Source organism: Bradyrhizobium genosp. SA-4 str. CB756, from assembly GCF_000473125.1.
GTDB lineage: Bacteria > Pseudomonadota > Alphaproteobacteria > Rhizobiales > Xanthobacteraceae > Bradyrhizobium > Bradyrhizobium arachidis.
Map to the genome: position 1 here is coordinate 6,626,935 of NZ_KI421499.1, position 21,720 is coordinate 6,648,654.

General features: G+C 64.0%; 17 protein-coding genes and 1 tRNA gene. 10 read left to right on the plus strand and 8 right to left on the minus strand.

The features are described from left to right. The first annotated feature begins 3,326 nt into the window (after positions 1-3,326). A complete protein-coding gene (locus BRAGE_RS52230; RefSeq protein ID WP_084334539.1) occupies positions 3,327-4,988 on the plus strand; it encodes a recombinase family protein in 1,662 nt (553 codons plus the stop codon). Here BRAGE_RS52230 and BRAGE_RS0131785 read toward each other — a convergent pair. The 4 genes from BRAGE_RS0131785 to mnmA all read right to left on the minus strand — a co-directional run bounded on the left by BRAGE_RS0131785 (position 4,945) and on the right by mnmA (position 7,761). Beyond that, positions 4,945-5,021 (minus strand) — tRNA-Met (locus tag BRAGE_RS0131785). The two genes, BRAGE_RS52230 and BRAGE_RS0131785, sit on opposite strands and share 44 nt — an antisense overlap. A 256-nt stretch (positions 5,022-5,277) precedes the next feature. Continuing rightward, the gene (locus BRAGE_RS57205) at positions 5,278-5,640 is read right to left on the minus strand and encodes a hypothetical protein (protein ID WP_027560928.1); all 363 of its coding nucleotides are present in this window, start codon (positions 5,638-5,640) and stop codon (positions 5,278-5,280) included. A gap of 279 nt (positions 5,641-5,919) precedes the next feature. Continuing rightward, complete coding sequence (locus BRAGE_RS0131795; RefSeq protein ID WP_027560929.1) at positions 5,920-6,558, minus strand: class I SAM-dependent methyltransferase; 639 nt, start codon at positions 6,556-6,558, stop codon at positions 5,920-5,922. 21 nt (positions 6,559-6,579) lie between these two features. After that, the gene (mnmA, locus tag BRAGE_RS0131800; protein WP_027560930.1) at positions 6,580-7,761 is read right to left on the minus strand and encodes a tRNA 2-thiouridine(34) synthase MnmA; all 1,182 of its coding nucleotides are present in this window, start codon (positions 7,759-7,761) and stop codon (positions 6,580-6,582) included. Between the two features lie 344 nt (positions 7,762-8,105). Here mnmA and BRAGE_RS0131805 point away from each other — a divergent pair, with 344 nt between their 5' ends. The 8 genes from BRAGE_RS0131805 to flbD all read left to right on the plus strand — a co-directional run bounded on the left by BRAGE_RS0131805 (position 8,106) and on the right by flbD (position 16,436). After that, entirely contained in the window at positions 8,106-9,707 is a 1,602-nt protein-coding gene (locus BRAGE_RS0131805) for a flagellar hook-length control protein FliK (RefSeq protein WP_027560931.1), read from the plus strand. Between the two features lie 13 nt (positions 9,708-9,720). Next, on the plus strand, positions 9,721-10,428 hold the full coding sequence (locus BRAGE_RS0131810) for a flagellar hook assembly protein FlgD (protein ID WP_027560932.1): 708 nt from the start codon (positions 9,721-9,723) through the stop codon (positions 10,426-10,428). A gap of 405 nt (positions 10,429-10,833) precedes the next feature. Beyond that, a complete protein-coding gene (locus BRAGE_RS0131815; protein ID WP_002714638.1) occupies positions 10,834-11,109 on the plus strand; it encodes a DUF1153 domain-containing protein in 276 nt (91 codons plus the stop codon). A gap of 193 nt (positions 11,110-11,302) precedes the next feature. Continuing rightward, complete coding sequence (gene fliF / locus BRAGE_RS0131820; RefSeq protein WP_027560933.1) at positions 11,303-12,919, plus strand: flagellar basal-body MS-ring/collar protein FliF; 1,617 nt, start codon at positions 11,303-11,305, stop codon at positions 12,917-12,919. 29 nt (positions 12,920-12,948) lie between these two features. Further along, positions 12,949-14,037: a flagellar motor switch protein FliG gene (gene fliG / locus BRAGE_RS0131825; RefSeq protein ID WP_027560934.1), complete on the plus strand. Its 1,089-nt coding sequence runs from the start codon at positions 12,949-12,951 to the stop codon at positions 14,035-14,037. After that, complete coding sequence (locus tag BRAGE_RS0131830; protein ID WP_027560935.1) at positions 14,037-14,660, plus strand: FliH/SctL family protein; 624 nt, start codon at positions 14,037-14,039, stop codon at positions 14,658-14,660. The genes fliG and BRAGE_RS0131830 overlap by 1 nt, the downstream gene beginning before the upstream one ends. Before the next feature lie 3 nt (positions 14,661-14,663). Continuing rightward, positions 14,664-15,014 (plus strand): flagellar motor switch protein FliN, encoded by a 351-nt coding sequence (gene fliN / locus BRAGE_RS0131835; protein WP_027560936.1) that lies wholly within the window; start codon positions 14,664-14,666, stop codon positions 15,012-15,014. A 39-nt stretch (positions 15,015-15,053) separates the two neighbouring features. After that, positions 15,054-16,436, plus strand: coding sequence for a sigma-54-dependent transcriptional regulator FlbD (flbD, locus tag BRAGE_RS0131840; protein ID WP_027560937.1), 1,383 nt, complete (start codon positions 15,054-15,056; stop codon positions 16,434-16,436). Positions 16,437-16,561: 125 nt separating this feature from the next. On the opposite strand, the gene BRAGE_RS0131845 is transcribed toward flbD, so the two are convergent. Then, positions 16,562-16,894, minus strand: coding sequence for a GYD domain-containing protein (locus BRAGE_RS0131845; protein WP_027560938.1), 333 nt, complete (start codon positions 16,892-16,894; stop codon positions 16,562-16,564). 1,705 nt (positions 16,895-18,599) lie between these two features. Between BRAGE_RS0131845 and BRAGE_RS0131855 the strand changes: the two genes are divergently transcribed. Further along, positions 18,600-19,748 (plus strand): M20 family metallopeptidase, encoded by a 1,149-nt coding sequence (locus tag BRAGE_RS0131855; RefSeq protein ID WP_027560940.1) that lies wholly within the window; start codon positions 18,600-18,602, stop codon positions 19,746-19,748. Between the two features lie 239 nt (positions 19,749-19,987). Here BRAGE_RS0131855 and BRAGE_RS56140 read toward each other — a convergent pair whose 3' ends face one another. The 3 genes from BRAGE_RS56140 to BRAGE_RS0131870 form a co-directional block, all read right to left on the minus strand. Continuing rightward, the gene (locus BRAGE_RS56140; protein WP_027560941.1) at positions 19,988-20,143 is read right to left on the minus strand and encodes a hypothetical protein; all 156 of its coding nucleotides are present in this window, start codon (positions 20,141-20,143) and stop codon (positions 19,988-19,990) included. Positions 20,144-20,240: 97 nt separating this feature from the next. After that, entirely contained in the window at positions 20,241-20,822 is a 582-nt protein-coding gene (locus BRAGE_RS0131865) for a flavin reductase family protein (protein ID WP_027560942.1), read from the minus strand. A gap of 32 nt (positions 20,823-20,854) precedes the next feature. Beyond that, positions 20,855-21,703 (minus strand): ATP-binding cassette domain-containing protein, encoded by an 849-nt coding sequence (locus tag BRAGE_RS0131870; protein ID WP_027560943.1) that lies wholly within the window; start codon positions 21,701-21,703, stop codon positions 20,855-20,857. Between the last annotated feature and the right edge of the window lie 17 nt (positions 21,704-21,720).

A 21,720-nucleotide genomic window follows, 5' to 3' on the forward strand; every position in this document is an offset into this window, starting at 1 on the left:
CGTTCAGGGATGGACAACCGACCGAAAACTCACATCTAAGTGGTCTCAGAGGCATCCTATTCGAAGCGGCTGCCCCTTGCGGCCCTCTAGAAGCGCGCGTATGCGCGCAGCGATCTGCCGTGCTTCGTTCGGCCGCAGGTTGGGCGTCATGCAATCGAGTATGGCTAGCATCGCCTGAACTTCGTCGATGTTAAATATTGCGGCGTCGCGATCTGATGGTCCCAACGACTGATCGGCGGCACGGGCTTGATTGGCCGCAAGCACCGCAAGGGCTTGCGACCGCAAGGACATGATATGCCGCTCGAATATATGCATTTGTTGGCCTGAGCTGCCCTGTGGGCATAGTGCCGCAAGCGCTGGTGGCCAACCCCGTCACGAAGACTGGAGTTGGCCACCTTTGCTCCCGGGAGGCTCAAATCCTCAAGGATATCAACTTGTATCTTCTAGAAGTACTCAAGGGCACCTACCAAAATCGGTCGGTCCCATCCTCACCGGCGGCTCTCTAAGCTAGGTCTTCGCCCTTAGATAAATTGGAGACACCAGCATGCCCAGACACGTGCGCTGTGCATAAACAGGAATGAACAGCCAAACGCGCATGAGAGACGCGAGAACGTTGACGGAGTAAATCCAGACGGAGCGCGATAGAGGCAGTCCCTTGGAAAGTTTATCCGAGACCTCGAAAGCCACGACAGGGAGTACCGGCAACACAGTCGGCGTCGGCGTCGCTACACATGGCGGACACAATTGCACCAAGATAACCGCGGCCGCTGCTTCGCAGGCAAACCTCCTTCCCTTCCAGGGGGTTGGTGATGATTGATCGGAAGCAGTGCCGCGCGGCTCGGCGCCGTTTGGTGGCACTGGCGCAGACGTTGTCCCTTGCCCGTCCCCATTGCTAATTGAACTTAGCACTCGGCGCTCGTCCCCCACGGGGCAGCGCTGTCCCTGCAACCCCGCTAACAGGATCCAAGCTCAGCTAGCGGTGGCAAAATGCTAATCGGGAGCTTAGCGCTCGCAACACGAGTAATATTGCCAGAACGAGACCTAGCCCGTAGGTCGGAAGCAGTGCGAACACGGCTCGGCGCCTGACGGCCTGGGGGCATCATGAGGCACGATCTCTGCCGCATCCGCGGTGCAATGAGCATAACGGAAGCGTAACTCGGCACATGGTGGTCCTTCAGCTCATGCGCTGTCCCTGCCACGCCCCCGTTAAACCCAACGATTGTTTATCGGGGCTGGCTTACCGAAAGCTGACAGACCTGCGCAGCAATTTACATAACGAAAAGCAGCCCATGTGGCCGCTTGCCGCCGAGAGCAATATCGACGTTTACCCCTCGGATAGTAGCCACTCGGCATGTTTGCGATCAGCGGCAGCCGCTCCGGGGCAACGCGCCGGATAGCGCGCAGCCAATCCACTGCACGTTTATGACTGAGTGACCTCACGCCCCCCCCGCTCGTGCCGGCTTTTTGACCGCGCAGGACTGGCCATTCGGATTGCGCATCAGTTGCTTTCGAACCCGAATACGCCGCGCCGCTTACCGGCGTCCGCTCCACGCTAGGTTCTCGACCGAAGATGATTGTGTCCGTTTCGCCAAAATGCGCTACCAAGCCTTCATGAGGCCCATTAGCCTGTGAGCGTCTAAACTAGACTGAATTGGCGAGTTCGACAGAAAGCAGCGCGCATGCGACTCGGCGCCTATATCAAGGAGCTTTCCCTATCACGTGCCGCTGGCTCAGTAGTTAGCCCCCGGGGATCACAAGGTAAGGCACCCGGCTTTCCTGCGAGGCCCGTCGCCTCAGGGTACGGTGGCACTTTAGCGATAGAGCGTCCTCGGGTGACCTACCAGCATTGGTGGTCATGCACAGCGATCGAGAAACTGCTGGTCAAACTTGAAGATATGCGCGTTTGCCCCGCTGATCCTGGGCAGGTTGAACTTCCCCGCTGCTCCGGGGTGCCCGTGGATAGCTGATTACGGTGCCTCCTCAGCATAGATTGCCCGCGGTGCTTCTCACCTCAGTTAAGCAAGTGATGGGTTCTGGGATCTGATGCTGAGGTCGATCATATCGGTCGTTCGATGCGCACCACGGCTGCCGTGAGCAATACCACTACGTTGTAAACCGTCGAGAACAGCGCGACACTCGAGCCGTTTCGCGGTGGCGGACGTATTGAAGACGCATCAGAGCTCATCGGCACGATGAGACCCCAACCCTCAATGCAAACTGGAATAGGAACGGTCGTATCAAAGTCTCTTTGATAACGAGTTTGATACGGTCGCCGCCTTTGGCCGTCACAGAGAGGCATGTAAAGCAAAGGAGGACATCAATTGATCAGACCTTCGGGCCTCATCCTGCGGCTCGCCATTCCCGCCTCTTGTCGGTGCATCTTTCGCTCATGGGGCAAAGGGTCGTGGGCCAGCGAAAGGCATCGATTTCGTCAAAGATCGGTACCTATGGTGCGCTTTGCTGGTTCGAACGCCTGTTTCATCGAGGAAGTTATCTGGTGGCGAAGGGCCACGAGGTAACTACGCCAAACTCGGAGGTTGTCTCTCGACGCCGGTGACGATTACGTCGAGCGCGTGGGTCTTACCGTGTGCCGTCGGTCCCTAGACCAAGGTGCCGCTCGTAAGCTGTGACTGCGGCGAAGAATATAGTTCCCGACGCGCTTGGCTCATCAGTTACGGCGAGATTGTCAGGTAAGACAAGAACTTCGGATGCCACGCACGCGCCGACGCGGGAGATATCTTCCAAAAGAAGCGGCTCCAAAAACTAAATTTCCTCCCGGCGCCCGTTTTCACGCAATATCCAGGCTCATCGGCCTGGCCCTAGTAGTCCGCCGATCATTGCCCGAACCGCGAAGATCATTTCCGCTCGCCTGGATAGACCTGCTAGAGACATTTGAGCCATCGGGTCCAATCAGAGCGAACTGGTGGCGAAATCGATAGCTGGAACAGAGTCCGTGACGGAGCCCGGAGTTTCCACCCTGGTATTCGCTAGATTGGGACGATATGCCCCTCCGAGCAGTATCAATTCGGCGCAAGCAAGGCCGTTCGCTCCCCTCTTTTTCATCGATTAAGCACCCGATTGCACGACGAGCTCATAGCGGCCGTTGCACTTAGTTATCATCCGAGCAGGATGCTCGAGATGATCAGTCCCCACCACCTCTTGTCGACTGGCGCCAGCGCGGGTGCGTGCACCTCGTTGAGCCTCGCGATGGCGTAGAGGCTCGATCGTGCGGGAAGCTGATCGCAAATTTGTCTTGCAGACGAATCCAGACAAGGCGATCTTACGTCTCGCGCGAGTACTTGCTCGTGTGGCCGCGAGGGAAGATCATGAAAGAGAGCTCGCCAATCGAAGAGACGACAAGGAAAAGAGCGACGATCTATGCTCGATTCTCAACCGATCTGCAGAACGAGCGGTCGATTGAGGATCAGCTTTCACTTTGTCAAAGCTATGCCGAGGGCCAAGGTTTGACTGTTGTCAATACCCATGAAGATCGGGCTCGTTCAGGCGGGTCCGTCATGGGCCGCGAAGGCCTTCTGCGGATGTTGGACCAGGCGCGAGAGAGATCCTTCGACGTGGTAATCGTCGAAGCGCTCGATCGCCTCTCTCGCGACATGGAAGATCTCGCTGGCATTCATAAGCGGCTGTCATTTCTCGGGATCGAGATCCGGGCGGTCCACGAGGGAGTCGTTAACACCGTGCTGGTCGGCCTTCGCGGTTTGGTCGGACAACTCTATCGTGAGGACAACGCGCACAAAGTGCGTCGCGGCCAAGCGGGGCGGGTCAAGCAAGGTTTGGCTGGCGGCGGCCTGACATACGGGTACGCCGCGGTCACTGGAAGAAGCGGCGAACGAGTGGTTGTCGAGACCGAGGCACAAGTGATCCGGCGCATATTTCAGGAATACGTGGACGGTCGTACGCCTCGGGAGATCGCGCATGATCTCAATAAGGAGGGGGTATCACCTCCGCGGGGGCGAGCCTGGAACGCCTCAACAATCAATGGCAATCAAGAGAGGGGCGCCGGCATTCTGCTGAACGAACTCTATATGGGGCGCCTTATCTGGAACAAAGTCAGGATGGTGAAAGATCCCGACTCGGGGAAGCGCCTGTCACGACCAAATCCGAGGAGTGACTGGCAGATCGCTGAAGTGCCGCATCTTGCAATTGTCAGTCCAGAGTTGTTCACAGCTGCCCAGCAACGCAAAGGGGAGCGCAGCCACGGCCACCCCAGCCATCAACGTCGGCCCCGTCGGATGCTATCTGGCTTACTCCGTTGTGGTTCATGCGGCTCGGGTATGGCAACGAATGGACGGGACAAATCGGGGCGCGTTCGGATTCGTTGCTCGGCGGCCACCGAAAGTGGCACGTGTCCTGACGCCAAGACGTTCTATTTAGACACGGTCGAGAGTGCAGTCCTCAGCGGGCTAAAGGCCGAATTCCGCGCGCCGAAGGTTTTTTCGGAATACGTGCACACATATCTAGAGGAGCGGAAGCGCCTCGCAGCTACATCAAACGCAAAACGGCAGCGCCTTGAGCAGCAGCTTGGGCAATTAAACCGGGAGATAGAACGACTGGTGGATGCGATCGCAAAAGGACATGGCGATCCGTCTGTTCTCGGACCGCGATCAACCGCACTGGATGCCGAACGAAAGCGGATATCTGAGGAGTTGCAGAGTGTACCACCCGCCCTGAAGGAAGTCGCGCTGCATCCGGCCATCCTCAAACGATATGAGGAGCAACTCGGTCGGCTTGAAGACGCACTGGGTAAAGGCGTCAGTGCGGGCGACGGAGAGGCCGCGGAAGCCATCAGAGACCTAGTCGAGACGGTCACCGTGTTCCGCGATCCAGGCCGCCCAGGTGCTGTAGCCGTGGAGATAGCAGGCCGGCTAAATGCCCTGCTCGGGGAAAACGCCTATCCCAACCAAGTCAAAGGAGTGTGGGGAAAGGTGGTAGCGGGGGAGGGACTCGAACCCCCGACCCCAGGATTATGATTCCCGTGCTCTAACCAGCTGAGCTACCCCGCCACAGGGATCGCGGCGGCGAATGAGGCCGATCTCGCGAACGCGCGGCATATAAGGAAGGGGGCGGCGGGAAGTCAAGCAAAGTGGGCGCGATTGAGGGGGTGATTTCGCTGGTGAATCGCGCCGTTTGGGACCGATTCGCCCGTTTTTACGCACTGGAGTCGCGAAGAGTCGCCCTCGCCCGGACTTCGCGCTGATGCGGATTCTGGCCTCTCCCCGCGCGCGGGGAGAGGCAAAGGAGAGCCCGGCCGAGCCGGCCCTATTTCGGCCTGACCGTCTGATCGCCACCGGGGCTGCCGGGGGGCGGGATGACAGGCATGCTGCCCTCCGTGCTCGGCGCCGGGGCGTGCATTTCGGGGTCGACGCCCGCGGGCGGACAGATCACGCCGTCGGACTTCGCCAATTTGTCGCCGAGCGGTTCCCGGGCCTGGCCGGTGGTGGTGCCGTCAGGCGCGGTGGCGCGGTTCGGGCGGTCCTGCGGGGTGCAGCTGGCCGCGTGTTGCGGGGAAGGCGGCGCGGTCTGTTGCGGCGGCGTCGCCGGGGCGGGCGGAGCCTGCGCGATCGCGCTGCCGGAGGCGGCGATCAAGAGGCTGGCCAAGATGATGTTTGATGTCGTGCGCATGGGGAGAAAACGTCTGCGCCTATACGGAGGTTCCGGCTGGCGCACGACGAATTGAAGCGCTGGAATGTCGCGGGTTTCCGCGCCGCGCATCCTTCGATGCCCGCTTCGCGGGCTCCTCAGGATGAGGTCTCGATTCGCCGCGACAGTCTGGATTGCTTCGCTTCGCAATGACGGAGCGACTCGCGAAATATCGCGGGTGGAGAGAGCCCTCTCCCCAACCCTCCCCCGCTCGCGGGGGAGGGAGCGCACTGCTGACTTGGCGGCGCGCCGGGCTCGCCGTCAGTCCTTGCGGTAGCGGATCAGGGAGAAGTGACCCATCGGCGGCATCGGCCTGCGCTCGGTGAGCGTGACGCCGCCGTGCTTGGCGGCCCAGCCTTCGAGGCGGGCCCACGGGAATTCCGGACGCCAGCCGAGGCGGCGGGCGAGCGGCGCGAAGGCGAGCTCGGAGAGTTTGCGAAAACCCTTCTCGGCGCCGATGTGGTTGACGAGGATCAGCTCGCCGCCGGGCTTGAGCACGCGCACGAACTCGTCGAGCGTGCCTTCGGGGTCGGGCACGGCGGTGATGACATATTGCGCGACCACCGCGTCAAAGAAGTTTCCGGGGAAGGCGAGATTCTTCGCGTCCATCACCGAGAGCACTTCGACGTTGGAAAGCCTGAGCGCACGCACGCGCGCCTGCGCCTTGCGCAGCATCGGCTCGGATATGTCGACGCCGCAGATCTTCGTGGTGCGCGCGTAATCGGACAACGACAGGCCGGTTCCGACGCCGACATCGAGGATGCGGCCGCCGATGCGGTCGGCCTCCGCGATGGTCGACTGCCGTCCGGCGTCGAACACCTTGCCGAATACGAGATCGTAGACCGGCGCCCAGCGGCCATAGGCCTTCTCGACCCCGGCCCGCGAGATGTCTGCTGCCATGCCCCCTGCCCCGGAAATTACTTAGCCGCGGACGGCTTCCGCGAGTGGCCTCGCTGAACTCGCCGTCACCTTCGCCGTGGCGCTCTGGATAAAGCCGCCGCCGAGCACGCGCGCCTGCCCGCTGGGCGCGTCGTAGAACACGCAGGCTTGTCCCGGCGAGACGCCCTCTTCGCCGGCGACGAGCTCGACCTCGTAGTGACCGTTCGCCCCGCGCAGCCAGGCCGGCTGGGGCGAGCGGGTCGAACGCACGCGAACGAACATCTCAAGGCCATTGCCGATAGCGCGGTCGATGTCGCCGCCTCCGATCCAGTTGACGTCGCGCAAGCTGATGCGGTGCATCTTCAGCGCATCGCGCGGGCCGACGACGACGCGGCGGTTTGCGGCATCGAGCCGCACCACGAACAGCGGCGCGTGAGCCGCAATGCCGAGGCCGCGGCGCTGGCCGACGGTGAAATTGGCGATGCCGTTGTGGCGGCCGAGCACGCGTCCCTCGAGATCGACGATGTCGCCGGGGTCCATCGCGTTCGGGCGCAGGCGCGTGATGATGTCGGTGTAGCGCCCGGTCGGCACGAAGCAGATGTCCTGGCTGTCGTGCTTGTCGGCGACGGCGAGTCCGAAGCGGCGCGCGAGCTCGCGCGTCTCGGGCTTGGTCATGTCGCCGAGCGGGAAGCGCAGGAAATCCAGCTGCTCTTGCGTGGTCGCGAACAGGAAGTAGCTCTGGTCGCGGTCGCTGTCGGCGGCGCAGACCAGCGCACGCGAGCCGTCATCGCGGCGGCGCGAGGCGACGTAATGGCCGGTGGCGAGCGCCTGCGCGCCGAGTTCGCGCGCGGTCTTGAGGAGGTCGCGGAACTTGACGGAGCGGTTGCACTCGATGCACGGCACCGGCGTCTCGCCGAGCGCGTAGCTGTCGGCAAAGTTGTCGATGACGGACTCGCGGAAGCGGTCCTCGTAATCGAGCACGTAATGGGGAATGCCGAGTTTTGCGGCGACGTCGCGGGCGTCGTGGATGTCCTGGCCGGCGCAGCAGGCGCCTTTGCGATGAGTCGCCGCACCATGGTCGTAGAGCTGCAGCGTGATGCCGACCACGTCATAGCCCTCAGCCTTGAGCAGCGCAGCCGTCGTCGAGGAATCGACGCCGCCCGACATGGCAACGACGACCCTGGTATCCTCAGGTCGGCCTTCGATATCCAGACTGTTGAGCATGACTTTAAAGCTTGTGACGGCGGCGTTCGGCGATCCGCAATTTGCTTCTGACCGGGACATCGGCGCTCCCCGGGAACTTTGGTTCCCGAAGGGCACGGCTGGCCCGGGCGAAAGCGGCTGAGAGCTGCCTCTTTAATATAGGCGGCATTCCGGTGAAGCAATCACGCGCGCGGCGCGCTTAGGGCAATTCTTGCCGGGGCGGCAGAAATGGCGGGGCCGGATGGGGTCCCCGGGGCCAACCTAGATTCATCAACATATTGATTTTGCTGTATAAAATACGAAGACGGAAGGCTGGCCCGCTCCTTGCTACCTCCTATGCCGAAGATGTTTCCAAGAGGTCGCCTGTGGTCGGTCGGACGTCAGATGTAGCCGCCAGCGTGCAAGTTCCGAGCGCGCAGCAAAAGCCTGCCAAGTCGCAGGGCAGCAGGGACACCTCCGACTCCTTCGGCTCGCTGGTCGACAGCAACACCCAGGCGATCAGCAACAACGCAGGCACGCAGGACACCGCGCCGCGCCGGTCCGATTCCGCGACCTCGTCCTCCTCCGCCTCGGACCGCAGCACGCGCGACACGTCATCGAGCGACTCCTCCTCGCAGAGCAAAGCGAGCGACGACACCGAGCCGTCCACGAGCGCCAGCAGCGACACGACAACCGATTCGGCCAAAGCGGCTGACAAGGCCGGCAAGGCCAAGGACAAGTCCGAGACCTCCGACGCCAAGCCGGCGGACAAGTCCGACCAGACCAAGGCTGACAAGAACGACACCACCGATGGGCTTGCCGCCGCCGTCGATGCCACGGCGACCGCGCAGACCGGCGCGACGCAGGCGGCCGTGCCCGATCCAAACGCGATTCCCGTTGCCGCGCCCGTCGTACCGGTCGATCCCAATGCCACAGCTAACCAGGCATCCGATGCCGCATCCCCGCTGACGATCGCCGCCGCCGGCCTTGCCGCCAGCGCCTCCACCGCGGCGCAGATCGCGGGCAACAAGACCGACACCGCAACGGCGGGCGACAAGAGCGCCAAGACGGCCGGCGCCAAGGTCGCTGCCGACACCTCGGCAACGCTCGGGGATACGGCCACCACCGATGGCACCGCGACCGATGCCAAGACCAGCGGCGGCCTGATCGCCGTCGCCGACCTCGGCACGCCAAAAACCTCGTTCAAGGCCGCCGCCACCGCGCAAGGCCAGACCGACGTCTCCAATATCGGTCAGGACGCAGGCAAGGCCAACGCCACCACACAAGGTCCGGCAGCGACGACCGCCAACGCCGCGCATGCGCAAGGCATCAAGCCGCAAGCCGATTCCGGCACGGTCGACGCCAAGGCCGATGCGAAGGCCGGCGTCGCCGATGCGACACCCGCCACCACCACGCACCATGCGAGCGCGCAAGCCGCCGTGCCCACGACCGATACCAGCGCGCAGGCTGCATCCGCCATCCAAGCGCCGGTGACCAATACGACGTCGGCCGCGACCGCTTCGACCGCGACGCTCACCGCGACCGCGGCCACCAATACGGCCGTGCCGCTCAACGCGGTGCCGATCGAGATCGCCGCAGCCGCGCGCGCTGGCAAGACGCGGTTCGACATCAGCCTCGATCCGGTCGAGCTCGGCCGCATCGATGTCCGCATCAATGTCGACCGCAACGGCCAGGTCACCTCGCATCTCACGGTCGAGAAGCCGGAGACGCTGGCGATGCTGAAGCAGGATGCGCCGCAATTGCAGCGCGCGCTCGACGATGCCGGATTCAAGACCGGCAGCAACGGGCTGTCCTTCAGCCTGCGCGACCAGAATTCATCGGGCCAGCAATCCGGCCAGAACAACGACAATGGCGGCAATGCCCGCCGGCTGATCATCAGCGAGGACGAAAGCGTTACCGCAGCGCCCGTCGGGCGCGGCTACGGCCGCATGCTCGGATCGAGCAGCGGCGTCGACATCAGAGTGTGAGGAGTATTCGACAATGACCACTACGAATGCCACCACCGCGCCTACGCCCGTCTCCGGCACGACGGACGTCCCGAAATCCTCATCGAACTCGTCGCTGAGCTCGAGCACGGGCTCGACGCTCGCCGGCAACTTCCAGACGTTCCTGACGCTGCTGACGACGCAGCTGCAGAACCAGAACCCGCTCGATCCGCTCGACACCAACCAGTTCACCCAGCAGCTGGTGCAGTTCGCCGGCGTCGAGCAGCAGCTCAAGACCAACGATTCGCTGTCGCAGCTCGTCACGTTGCAGCAGACCACGCAGGCGACCCAGGCACTCGGCTTCGTCGGCAAGACGGCCCTGGTCGACGGCTCGACCGCGACCATGACGAAATCGTCGGCGACCTGGCATCTCAACGTGCCGACCGACTCCACCGTCGACATCACCGTCGCCAATGCCAGCGGCCAGACCGTGTTCACCGGCAAATACACTGCCTCTGCCGGCACCGACATTCCCTTCACCTGGAACGGCCAGGGCAATGACGGCACGCAATGGCCCGACGGCAAGTACACGATCTCGGCCACGGGCAAGGACGTCGCGAACAACAATGTCGGCATCGCCGCGCAGGTGCAGGGCGTGGTGTCCTCCGTCGACCTGACCCAGTCGCCGCCGCTGCTGACGATCGACGGCGCCAGCTACACGCTGAGCCAGGTGAAGAGCATCATCGCGACCAGCAGCAATTGAGGCGCACTACGCGCGCCAAACACGAGATGTCATCCCCGCCTAGTGCGCAATTGCGCACGGGGCGGGGATCCATAACCCCAGGAAATCGTTCTCGCATGAGGTCGTAACCCCGGGTCTTCGCTAAACTACTCCTTGGGGTTATGGGTCCCTGGCTCGCGCTTCGCGCGCCCCTGGACGACGGTTGAGAGGCTTGCGGCACCGCGCTCAGGCCTCTGTTTGTTAGTAAAGTATTTACCTTCTGCCCCGCCCGGCCCGCCGAAACCGCGTTTTCGGCCCCCCCGGGCCGGCCGCGTTCCCGCAAGATTCAACGAGAATTGTATTGAAGCCTTAGGCTTAGCGGATTTTTAAGCCGCCGGGCGTAAGGTTACCGCGTGAGTTCAGTGGTTGAGAGTTTGTGAGTACGCCATGACAGAACCCCATCGCCCGAGGGTAAAATACGTCATCGGGCCGGACGGCAGTCCGCTGACGATCGCAGACCTGCCCGCGCCCGGCACCAAACGCTGGGTCATCCGCCGCAAGGCCGAAGTCGTCGCCGCTGTGCGTGGCGGACTTCTCTCCCTCGAGGAGGCCTGCAGCCGTTATACCCTGACGGTAGACGAATTCCTCTCCTGGCAGTTTTCCATCGACCAGCACGGTCTGGCGGGTCTTCGCACCACCCGCATACAGCAATATCGCCAGTAAGCGATCCGGAAAATTGCAGCTTTTGAACAAAATCGGCCTCGCTCCGCGAGGCCGATTTTTTTTCATGTTTGCTTCTGGCACTACTTTTGTCCGACCTCTTAACCTTCGTTAACCATATCGAAACCATCACCTAGGCAATAATTGCCCAGTCGGCCGCTCTTGGAATGCGGGTCGAAGCTGTCGGGGCGGTTGCTTGCAAGGTCTTGCGGACTTCTTAAAAAGTATCGGCGCCGCCCGGTTCGGGGCGATGATCGCGGTCACCGCCGCGCTCATCGGCTTCTTCGCCTTCGTCATCATGCGCGTCACCACGCCGCAGATGACGACGCTGTTCACCGATCTCAGCGTCGAAGATTCTTCCAGCATCATCAAGGACCTCGAACGCCAGGGCATCCAGTTCGAGCTGCGCAATGAGGGCAGCATCATCATGGTGCCCAAGGACAAGGTCACGCGGCTGCGCATGAAGCTCGCCGAGGGCGGTCTGCCCAAGGGCGGCGGCGTCGGCTACGAGGTGTTCGACAAGTCGGACGCGCTCGGCACCACCTCCTTCGTCCAGAACATCAATCATCTGCGCGCGCTCGAAGGCGAGCTCGCCCGCACCATCCGCGCCATCGACCGTATCCAGGCCGCCCGCGTCCACCTCGTGCTGCCCGAGCGCCCGCTGTTCTCGCGCGAGGCGCCGGAGCCGTCGGCCTCGATCGTGGTCCGCGTCCGCGGCTCGCTGGAGGCGCAGCAGATCCGCGCCATCCGCCATCTCGTCGCCTCCGCCGTCAACGGGCTGAAGCCGCAGCGGGTCTCGATCGTCGACGAGGCCGGCCAGCTGCTCGCCGACGGCGCCGCGACCGATCCGGAGCAGGCGGTCGGCGACGAGCGCCGCATCGCCTTCGAGAAGCGGATGCGCAAGCAGGTCGAGGACATCGTCTCCTCCGTGGTCGGCTCGGGCCGCGCCCGCGTCCAGCTCTCCGCCGACTTCGACTTCAACAAGGTGACCCAGACCTCGGACAAATTCGACCCCGAGGGCCGCGTGCTGCGCTCCAGCCAGACCCGGGAAGAGAGCAGCCTCACCGCCGACAACAACGGCCAGGTCACCGTCAACAACGAGCTGCCCGGCAACCAGCAGAACAACGGCGTCGCGGCCAAGGACCAGAGCAAGAAGACCGAAGAGACCAACAATTACGAGATCTCCCGCACCACCAAAACCGAGGTGACCGAAGCCGGCCGGGTCAACCGCATCTCGGTCGCGGTGCTGGTCGACGGTATCTATTCCAAGAACGAGAAGGGCGACCTCGCCTATCAGGACCGCACCAAGGAGCAGCTCGACCGCATCGCCGCGCTGGTGCGCTCGGCGATCGGCTTCGACCAGAAGCGCGGCGACCAGGTCGAGGTCGTCAACCTGCGCTTTGCGGATGCGCCCTCCACCGCCCCGATCGGCGAGCCCTCCGGCTTCCTCGGCATGCTCCAGTTCACCAAGGACGACGTCATGTACTTCGTCGAGCTCGGCGTGATGATGCTGCTCGGCCTCGTCGTGCTGTTCATGGTGATCCGCCCGCTGGTCAAGCGCATCCTGGCGTCCGACGAGGTCGCCGCCGCCATCTCCGGCGTCCTCGCAGGCCCGGCCGGGAGCGACGAGGCCGCACCTGCCGCCGGCGGCCAGCCGCTTCTACCGGGCGGTGCCGCGAGCGCGATCGACGTCGCCACCATTCAGGGCCAGGTCCACGCCCAGTCCGTTCACCGCGTCGGCGAGCTCGCCGAGCGCAACCCCAACGAAACCGTCGCCATCATCCGCCAGTGGCTCACCGAGCCAGCCAAGTAACTGCCAAGTGAATCAAGAAGTGATCTGACATGGCCGCCTCACTGCAAAACGCCAACTCGAACGACATCACCAGCGTGATCTCCACGCTCGGCCAGCGCGCCGGCAATCGTGCGGGCAAGGTCGAAGCACTGACCGGGCCGCGACGCGCCGCGATCCTGATGCTTGCACTCGGCGAGCAGTATGGTGGCAAGATCTGGGGCCTGCTCGACGACGACGAGGTGCGCCAGCTCTCGCTGGAAATGTCGACGCTCGGCACCGTCGAGGTCGACACCGTCGAGGACATGCTGCTCGAATTCGTCTCGCGCATGTCGGCCTCGGGCGCGCTGATGGGCAATTTCGACGCCACCGAGCGCCTGCTGCAGCAATATCTGCCGCCGGAGCGCGTCAACGGCATCATGGACGAGATCCGCGGCCCTGCCGGCCGCAACATGTGGGAGAAGCTCTCCAACGTGCAGGAAGAGGTGCTCGCCAACTATCTCAAGAACGAATATCCGCAGACCATCGCCGTGGTGCTCTCCAAACTGAAGTCGGAGCACGCCGCCCGTGTGCTCGGCATCCTGCCCGAGGAGCTCGCGCTCGACGTCGTCAACCGCATGCTGAAGATGGAAGCGGTGCAGAAGGAGGTGATCGAGAGCGTGGAGAAGACGCTGCGCACCGAGTTCATGTCGAACCTGTCGCAGACCCGCCGCCGCGACGCCCACGAGGTGATGGCGGAGATCTTCAACAATTTCGACCGCCAGACCGAGACCCGCTTCATCACCTCGCTGGAAGAAGACAACCGCGAGTCCGCCGAGCGCATCAAGGCGCTGATGTTCACCTTCGACGATCTCGTGAAGCTGGATTCCGGCTCCGCCCAGACGTTGATGCGCAACGTCGACAAGGACAAGCTCGGCGTCGCGCTCAAGAGCGCCAACGAGGACGTTCGCAACTTCTTCTTCGGCAACATGTCCTCGCGCGCGGCCAAGATGCTGCAGGACGACATGGCGGCGATGGGCCCGGTGCGCCTGCGCGACGTCGACGAGGCCCAGGCGCTGCTGGTCAACCTCGCCAAGGACCTCGCCGCCAAGGGTGAGATCATGCTGACCAAGAACCGCGCCGACGACGAGCTGGTGTACTGATGGCCGCTCCGGCAAAATTCCTGTTCGATACCGACTTCGCGGCTCCCGAGCGCTCGCCGCGCGAGAAGGCCGCGACCGCGGCCGAGATCGCCCAGAAGGTCGCCGAAGCCGAGGCGCGCGCCTATCAGGACGGCTTTGCCGCCGGCCAGCGCGAGGCCAAGGCCGAGAGCGACCGCCGCGTCGCGCTAGCCATGGAAGAGATCAACATCGGTATCCGCGGCGTCGCCGCCGGCATCGGCAACATCGAAACCAGGATGGAGACCGAGGCGGTCGAGGTTGCGATCGCGGTGGCGCGCAAGCTGTGCGCCGACCTCGTCGCTGCCGAGCCGCTCGGCGAGATCATGGCGCTGGTCAAGGACTGCTTCGCGCACCTGGTCGCGACGCCGCATCTGGTCGTCCGCATCAACGATGCGCTCTACGACGCCGCGCGCGAGAAGATCGAGCGGCTCGCCAAGCAGAGCGGCTTCGAGGGCCGGCTGGTGATCCTGGCCGAGCCTGAAATCGCAACCGGCGACTGCCGGATCGAATGGGCCGATGGCGGTGTCGTGCTGGAGCGCGGCGCCATCGCGGCCAAGATCGACGAAATGGTCGGACGCTATATCGCGTCCCGGAGGGGGAGCTAAGCCATGAGCGACACCGACGGACAGGTCCCGCTGCCCGATCTCAACGGTCCGCTGCCGCCGACCAACGCGGATGTCGGCTACAACGAGGACGAATATGCGGCGCGCGCCGCCGCCGACCTCGAGGCCGTGTTCGACGTGCCGGTGCAGGTCTCGGCCGTGCTCGGCCGTTCCAAGATGGATGTCGGCGAGCTGCTCAAGCTCGGACCCGGCACCGTGCTGGAGCTCGACCGCCGCGTCGGTGAGGCCATCGACATCTACGTCAACAACAAGCTGGTCGCCCGCGGCGAGGTCGTCCTGGTCGAGGACAAGCTCGGCGTGACCATGACCGAAATCATCAAGACCGAACGCACGTGATAACGCGCAACAGCGCGACCAGACCGACAGGAGACTGACATGCGGCTTCTCATCGTTGGCACATTGAAGGGCCAGCTCACCACCGCCACCAAGATCGCGATGGAGAACGGCGCCACCGTGACCCATGCCGAGGATCACGAGCAGGCGATGCGCGTGCTACGCGGCGGCAAGGGCGCCGACCTCCTGCTGGTCGATGTCGCCCTCGACATCCGCGACCTCGTGATGCGGCTGGAAGCCGAGCACATCCACGCGCCGATCGTCGCCTGCGGCATCACCAACGATGCCCGCGCCGCGGTCGCCGCGATCCACGCTGGCGCCAAGGAATACATCCCGCTGCCGCCGGACCCCGAGCTGATCGCCGCGGTGCTGGCCGCCGTCGCCAACGACTCCCGCGAGCTGGTCTATCGCGACGACGCCATGGCGCGCGTGATCAAGCTGGCCCAGCAGATCGCAGGCTCCGACGCTTCGGTGATGATCACCGGCGAGTCCGGCACCGGCAAGGAAGTGCTGGCCCGCTACGTCCACACCCGCTCGGCCCGCGCCAAGCGCCCGTTCATCTCGATCAACTGCGCCGCCATTCCCGAGCACCTGCTGGAGTCCGAGCTGTTCGGCCACGAGAAAGGCGCCTTCACCGGCGCGGTCGCCCGCCGCATCGGCAAGTTCGAGGAAGCGACCGGCGGCACGCTGCTGCTGGACGAAATCTCGGAGATGGACGTCCGCCTGCAATCGAAGCTCCTGCGCGCCATTCAGGAGCGCGTGATCGACCGTGTCGGCGGCACCAAGCCGGTGCCGGTGGACATCCGCATCATCGCGACCTCGAACCGCAATCTGGCGGAAGCCGTGCGCGAAGGCACCTTCCGCGAGGACCTGCTGTTCCGCCTCAACGTTGTGAACCTGAAGATCCCGCCGCTGCGCGAGCGTCCCGCCGACATCATGGAGCTCGCCCAGCATTTCGTGAAGAAATATGCCGAGGCCAACGGCGTGCCGATGCGCCCGATCTCGGCGGAGGCGCGCCGCGTGCTCTCCACCAACCGCTGGCAGGGCAACGTTCGCGAACTCGAAAACACCATGCACCGCGCGGTGCTGATGGCGCAGGGCGACGAGATCGGCCCGGACGCCATCATCACCCCGGACGGCGACCGTCTCGACCTTGCCAAGACCGCACCCGCCGTGGCGCACGCGACCATGGCCGCCGAGCAGGTGACGCGCGCGCTGGTGGGACGCACTGTCGCCGACGTCGAGCGCGACCTGATCCTGGAGACGCTGAAGCACTGCCTCGGCAACCGGACCCATGCCGCCAACATCCTCGGCATCTCGATCCGCACGCTGCGCAACAAGCTGAACGAATACGCCGACGGCGGCATCCCGATCCCGCCCGCGGGCACGCCGGGCGAGTATCCGCGCATGCCGGCCATGGGGTGAGCAAACAGCTCATCGATCTCGTCAAGCCCGCCCGGGCATTCGCATGAAGCGTGCGAGTGGCCGGGACGAGCCCAGCCACCGCCACCGAGTGTCTCGCCTCATGGCGGCGTCACGCTCACAAGAGGCTACTTGCCAGGCGGAACGTAGACGCTTGCAAGCTTCGCGGCCTTTTCCGCGACGATCTTGAATTCACCCATCTTCCAGGCGCGTACGGTTTCGATCTTGGCGATGGCGCCGCTTGCCGCGGCCGCCATTCCGAGGGCGACAGCATCGGCTCCATCGGGGAACTCCGCAACGATGAGCGCGTCATGTGCGCCTGTTGTCATGAACGCTCCCTGGAGCTTTCCGCCGGCTTTTTCGATAATCGGTCCGATGACCGCGCTACGATCGGACGGTTTGTCGACCAATCCCTTGATGCCGGCATTTGAGTACGAGACGTATGAGATGAACAGCGGCATGTTTTCTCTCCGTCGAAGTTAGAGCGACAACATCTGTAGTCTTGGAAAGAGCTCTCCGAGCGAGAGCAAGGCACGGCCTGCCGACAGCACGCGAGCTGCCTTGAAATAGAGCTGCGGACCTCGGCACGTCCAACTGGCAGCTTGTGTCAACTATAACCAACTCCGCGATACGGCGCGAACGGTAAGCCAAGCCTACCCATTTGGGGGCGCGACTATCGTGTCGCCGCGAGTGAAGCAGTTCACTATCGATACGCATCAGGATCGATAGAGTTTTGGAGTGAGGTGATGTCGGCCACAGACCGCGTCTGCCTTCTCAAACGTGGTTCAACTCGAAGGGGAATGCCATGGAATATTCTTCGTGGACGATCTCCCGTCTATCGATGATCCCGATGTTGCTCGCCGCCTCGGTGACGCTTGCGCGCGCTGACGTGATCATGGACTGGAACGCAAAGGCTGACGCGATCGCCGCCGAGAAGCAAATCACTCCGGCGCCCCACAGCCGTGCCTTGTCCATGATGCACGTCGCGATGTTCGAGGCGGTCAATGCGATCGACCACCGCTACGCGCCCTATAAGCTCTCGTTGTCGGCCGACCGCTCGACGTCGCGGNAAGCCGCAGCGGCGGTTGCCGCTCACGATGTGCTGCTGTCGATCTATCCAGACCTCAAGCCAGATCTGGATGCGACGCTCACGAATGCGCTGACGCCGATTGCCGATAGCGAGTCCAAGACCGCCGGCATCGCGCTCGGGAAGGAGGCTGCGGTGCAGATCATCGAGCTTCGCGCCAAAGACGGCAGCAACGCCGTGGAAACGTACCGGCCCCTGACCAAGCCGGGCGCCTATGTTCCAACCGTGGTCCCGCTGTTCTCCACCACCGGCGCGACGACGCCCTGGGTCATGACGTCGGGATCGCAGTTCCGCCCCGGCCCCCCGCCCGCGCTCGATTCAGAGGTTTGGACCAAGGACGTCAACGAAATCCGCGAGGTCGGCAGCCGAGGCAGCCCGACCCGGACGTCTGAGCAAACCACGATCGGCCGCTTCTGGTTCTTCGTCGGCGCCCGCACCTACAACCCCATCGTGAGGCAGGCTGCGATGGCCAAGGGCATGGATCTCGTCGACTGCGCCCGCCTGTTCGCCCTGACATCGATGACCGGCAACGATGCCATCGTTGCCGTGTTCGACGCCAAGTACACCTACAATTTCTGGCGACCGATCACGGCCATACGTAATGCCGATCTGACGGCGAATGCCGCAACGCCTCGCGATCCGTCCTGGCTGCCGCTCGGGGACACGCCGATGCATCCGGAATATCCCTGCGCGCACTGCATCGTCTCGGCCGCGATTTCGACCGTGCTGCAAACGGTCGTTGGAGATTTTGGCGAGTTCTCACTGACCAGCCCCACGGCACCCGGCGTCACACGCAGATGGTCGCGGCTCCAGGACTATAGCGACGAAGTCGCCAACGCGCGCATCTGGGCCGGCTTTCACTACCGCTTCTCGACCGAGGTCGGCAAGGACATGGGCCGAAAGATCGGCGCGTTGACCGTCGCGACGCAGCTTCGCGGCGTAGAGGCAATGGCGCAGCCGAGCCGCTAAGCCGGCTGCCTTTTTCAAAGCGCCGAACACATGGCCGCACCGCATCCGGCGACTAGGTCACGCCTGGGCAAGGCTCTATATCCTCGCGTGAGAACCACGCGAGGATGACAATGTCTCAAGCTCAAATCACGGACTGGCTGGCGTCGCAGAAGCAGGCCATGATCGACCTGCTGCGCGATGTCGTGAACATCGATTCCGGATCCTATGACAAGGCAGGCGTCGATGCGGTCGGCGCGCGGTTCGAGCGGCACTTTGCCGAGCACGGCATTCCCTGCCGGCGTGAGAGCAACGATACCTTCGGCGACGCCATCCATGCCGAGGTCGCAAAGCCCGGCAGCAACGAGAAACCGGTGCTGTTGATGGGCCATCGCGACACCGTGTTCGGCAAGGGCGAGGCTGGGCGGCGTCCGTTCACGATCAAGGACGGCCGCGCCTACGGCCCCGGCGTCGCTGACATGAAGTCCGGCCTCGTCATGAACGTGTTCGTGGCCACCGCCTTCCACAAATTCGGCGGCGCGCCGCATCCGATCAAGGTGCTGATCACTTCGGACGAGGAGATCGGCTCGCCCTCCTCCCGCCCCGTGATCGAGCGCGAGGGACGCGCCGCCCGCGCGGTGTTCAATTCCGAGCCGGGGCGGCCGACCGGCAACGTCGTGACGGGGCGCAAGGGCGGCATCTTCATGCACATGGCCATCACCGGCAAGGCCGCGCATTCCGGCGCCAACTTCGCCGCCGGCGTCAGCGCCATCGGCGAGCTCGCGCAGAAGATCATTCACATCCATGCGCTGACCGATCTCGACAAGGGCATCACGCTCAATGTCGGCCTGGTCTCGGGCGGCCAGTCCGTTAACACCACGGCGCCTTATGCGGAAGGGCAGATCGATTTGCGCTATGTCGATCCCGCCGATCGCGCGCGGATCATGGGCGCGATCGAGACGATCGTTGCCACATCTTACGTGCCGGGCACCAGCGCGACGCTGACGGTCAAGGGCGAGTTCGTGCCGGTGGTGCAGAGCGCGGACTCGAAGGCGCTGTTCGAGAGCTATCAGGCCGCCGCAAGGCAAGCGGGCCTCACCACGCTGCAGGGCGAGTTTTCCGGCGGCTGCGCCGATTCCGGCTTCACCGCGGCGGTGGGCACGCCGACCATCTGCGGCCTCGGGCCGGTCGGCGGCCTCGCGCACACGCCGGAGGAATATCTCGAGATCGACAGCATCGTGCCGCGCGCACAGGCGCTGGCGCTGGCGATTTTGCGGGGGTGAAGGAAGGTGCCGTAGGGTGGGCAAAGCGAAGCGTGCCCACGAACCTTTCGCGGCAGCAGAGAGGTGGTGGGCACGGCGCAAGTGCGCCTTTGCCCACCCTACGAGACTGGCGATCTTGAGAGGCTAGCCGCCGCACACTCCGTCGTCATGCCCGGGCCTGACCCGGGCATCCACGTCTTTCCGAAAGCGCCGATGCACGTGGATGGCCGGGTCAAGCCCGGCCATGACGAGGAAAGACCTCACGAATAACTCGGCGCGTCCGGCTTGCGGAAGATGTGGATGGGGTCGCCGGGAATGATCGGCTGGCCGCGGAACGTCGCATAGGCATAGAGCGCGAGATAGGCGATCGCGAGCGCGCCGATGGCGTAGAAGGCGAAGGTCGCGACGCGCTTCATCGTTCCGCTCCATTGCCGTCCCGGCGGGACGGCTCGGGGCGCTTCTAGAGCGATGATGAGGAAAAGACCAGCCCGTACGGCCTGAGACTGACGGCGATCAAATGCCGCGCCGGCTCCGCGCGGGAACGCTGACATCGGCGAGCCTCGCCGCGTCCTCGTCCTGGTCGACCGCCACATACTGGCCATGCCAATAGGCCAGCGCGGCGTTGCGGGTCGAGTTCCTGACGTCCCTGACGCGGCCGATGACGATGCCGTGCGAATGGCGCTCGAGAATCTCTTCGACCTCGCAGTCGAACACCGACAATGCGCCAACCAGCAGCGGAACGCCCGAGACCGCCGTCACCCAGTGGCTGCCGGCAAAGCGATCGGCGCCCTTCAGCCCGCCCTTGCCGGCAAACCGCTCGGCGACGTCGAGCTGGTCGGCATTGAGGATGCTCACGCCGAAGGCGCCGTGGCGCTTGATCAGCGGGAACGAGGACGCATCGCGGTTGATGCTGACCAGCAGCGTCGGCGGCTCGACCGACAGCGAGGTTACGGATGTAACCGTCATGCCGGTGATGTCCTTGCCCCGCCCGGCGGTGATGATGCTGACGCCGCCGGTGAGATGGCGCATGGCGCCGCGGAAATCGGCGGGCGAGACGGGAATTTCGGTCATGAGGTCGCGGGGCACTACATTCATGGCTTGCTCCCCGAAGCGGGGTTCCTCTTTATTTAGGTACGATCGTCCGCCGACAACAGGTGGCTCAGGATCGAGCCTTCGAGGCCCGCGAGCTCGACCGAGCCGCGTTCGCGCGGCCGGACGGCGTTAACCGTGACGTCATGGGCGATGCGCCCCTCCTCGATCACCAGCACTCGGTCGGCCAGCGCGACAGCCTCAGAGACGTCGTGGGTCACCAGGATCGCGGTAAAGCCCTGGTCGCGCCAGACGCGCTCCAGGAGGCGCTGCATCGAGATCCGGGTCAGCGCGTCCAGCGCGCCGAGCGGCTCGTCGAAGGCGAGCACGCGCGGCCGCGACACCAGCGCGCGAGCGAGCGCGACGCGCTGCTTCTGGCCGCCCGACAGCACCGAGGGCCACTGATCGCGCTTGTCGGCAAGACCGACCTCGCCCAGGGCTTTCTCGGCGCGCGCATGCGCATCGGCGGAGGCGCGGTCGCGGCCGAGACCGACCTCGACATTGGCAAGCACGCGCGCCCAGGGCAACAGCCGCGGCTCCTGGAACATCACGCGGATGTCTTCCGCCTGAACATCCTGGCCAAAGCTCACGCTGCCGGCATCGATCTTTTCGAGGCCGGCGATGAGACGCAGCAGCGTGCTCTTGCCGCAACCGCTCTTGCCCACGATGGCGACGAACTGACCGGCAGGGATGTGCAGGTCGATCCCGCGCAGCACCTCATTGTCGCCGAAGGATTTGCGCAAGCCGCGGATGCTGAGCGGCAGGCCGCTGCTCTGCACTCGGCGTTCTTCTTGCCGCTCCTCGCGCACCACGCGGGCGTGAGGGGCGAAATTGGCGCGGCTGGCGAGCTCGGTTTCGGGAAGGGACGTACGAAGCGCTGTCTGCATGTGATTCCCAGTATTTC

Bases quoted from the DNA above. Each gene is read 5' to 3' on its own strand.
- BRAGE_RS0131810 (WP_027560932.1), top strand. From the start codon at position 9,721: ATGACCACTACGAATGCCACCACCGCGCCTACGCCCGTCTCCGGCACG.
- BRAGE_RS56140 (WP_027560941.1), bottom strand. From the start codon at position 20,143: ATGAAGCGCGTCGCGACCTTCGCCTTCTACGCCATCGGCGCGCTCGCG.
- BRAGE_RS0131830 (WP_027560935.1), top strand. From the start codon at position 14,037: ATGGCCGCTCCGGCAAAATTCCTGTTCGATACCGACTTCGCGGCTCCC.
- BRAGE_RS0131795 (WP_027560929.1), bottom strand. From the start codon at position 6,558: ATGGCAGCAGACATCTCGCGGGCCGGGGTCGAGAAGGCCTATGGCCGC.
- fliN (WP_027560936.1), top strand. From the start codon at position 14,664: ATGAGCGACACCGACGGACAGGTCCCGCTGCCCGATCTCAACGGTCCG.
- BRAGE_RS0131870 (WP_027560943.1), bottom strand. From the start codon at position 21,703: ATGCAGACAGCGCTTCGTACGTCCCTTCCCGAAACCGAGCTCGCCAGC.
- mnmA (WP_027560930.1), bottom strand. From the start codon at position 7,761: ATGCTCAACAGTCTGGATATCGAAGGCCGACCTGAGGATACCAGGGTC.
- BRAGE_RS0131855 (WP_027560940.1), top strand. From the start codon at position 18,600: ATGTCTCAAGCTCAAATCACGGACTGGCTGGCGTCGCAGAAGCAGGCC.
- BRAGE_RS0131845 (WP_027560938.1), bottom strand. From the start codon at position 16,894: ATGCCGCTGTTCATCTCATACGTCTCGTACTCAAATGCCGGCATCAAG.
- BRAGE_RS57205 (WP_027560928.1), bottom strand. From the start codon at position 5,640: ATGCGCACGACATCAAACATCATCTTGGCCAGCCTCTTGATCGCCGCC.
- BRAGE_RS0131815 (WP_002714638.1), top strand. From the start codon at position 10,834: ATGACAGAACCCCATCGCCCGAGGGTAAAATACGTCATCGGGCCGGAC.
- fliG (WP_027560934.1), top strand. From the start codon at position 12,949: ATGGCCGCCTCACTGCAAAACGCCAACTCGAACGACATCACCAGCGTG.
- BRAGE_RS52230 (WP_084334539.1), top strand. From the start codon at position 3,327: ATGAAAGAGAGCTCGCCAATCGAAGAGACGACAAGGAAAAGAGCGACG.
- flbD (WP_027560937.1), top strand. From the start codon at position 15,054: ATGCGGCTTCTCATCGTTGGCACATTGAAGGGCCAGCTCACCACCGCC.
- BRAGE_RS0131865 (WP_027560942.1), bottom strand. From the start codon at position 20,822: ATGAATGTAGTGCCCCGCGACCTCATGACCGAAATTCCCGTCTCGCCC.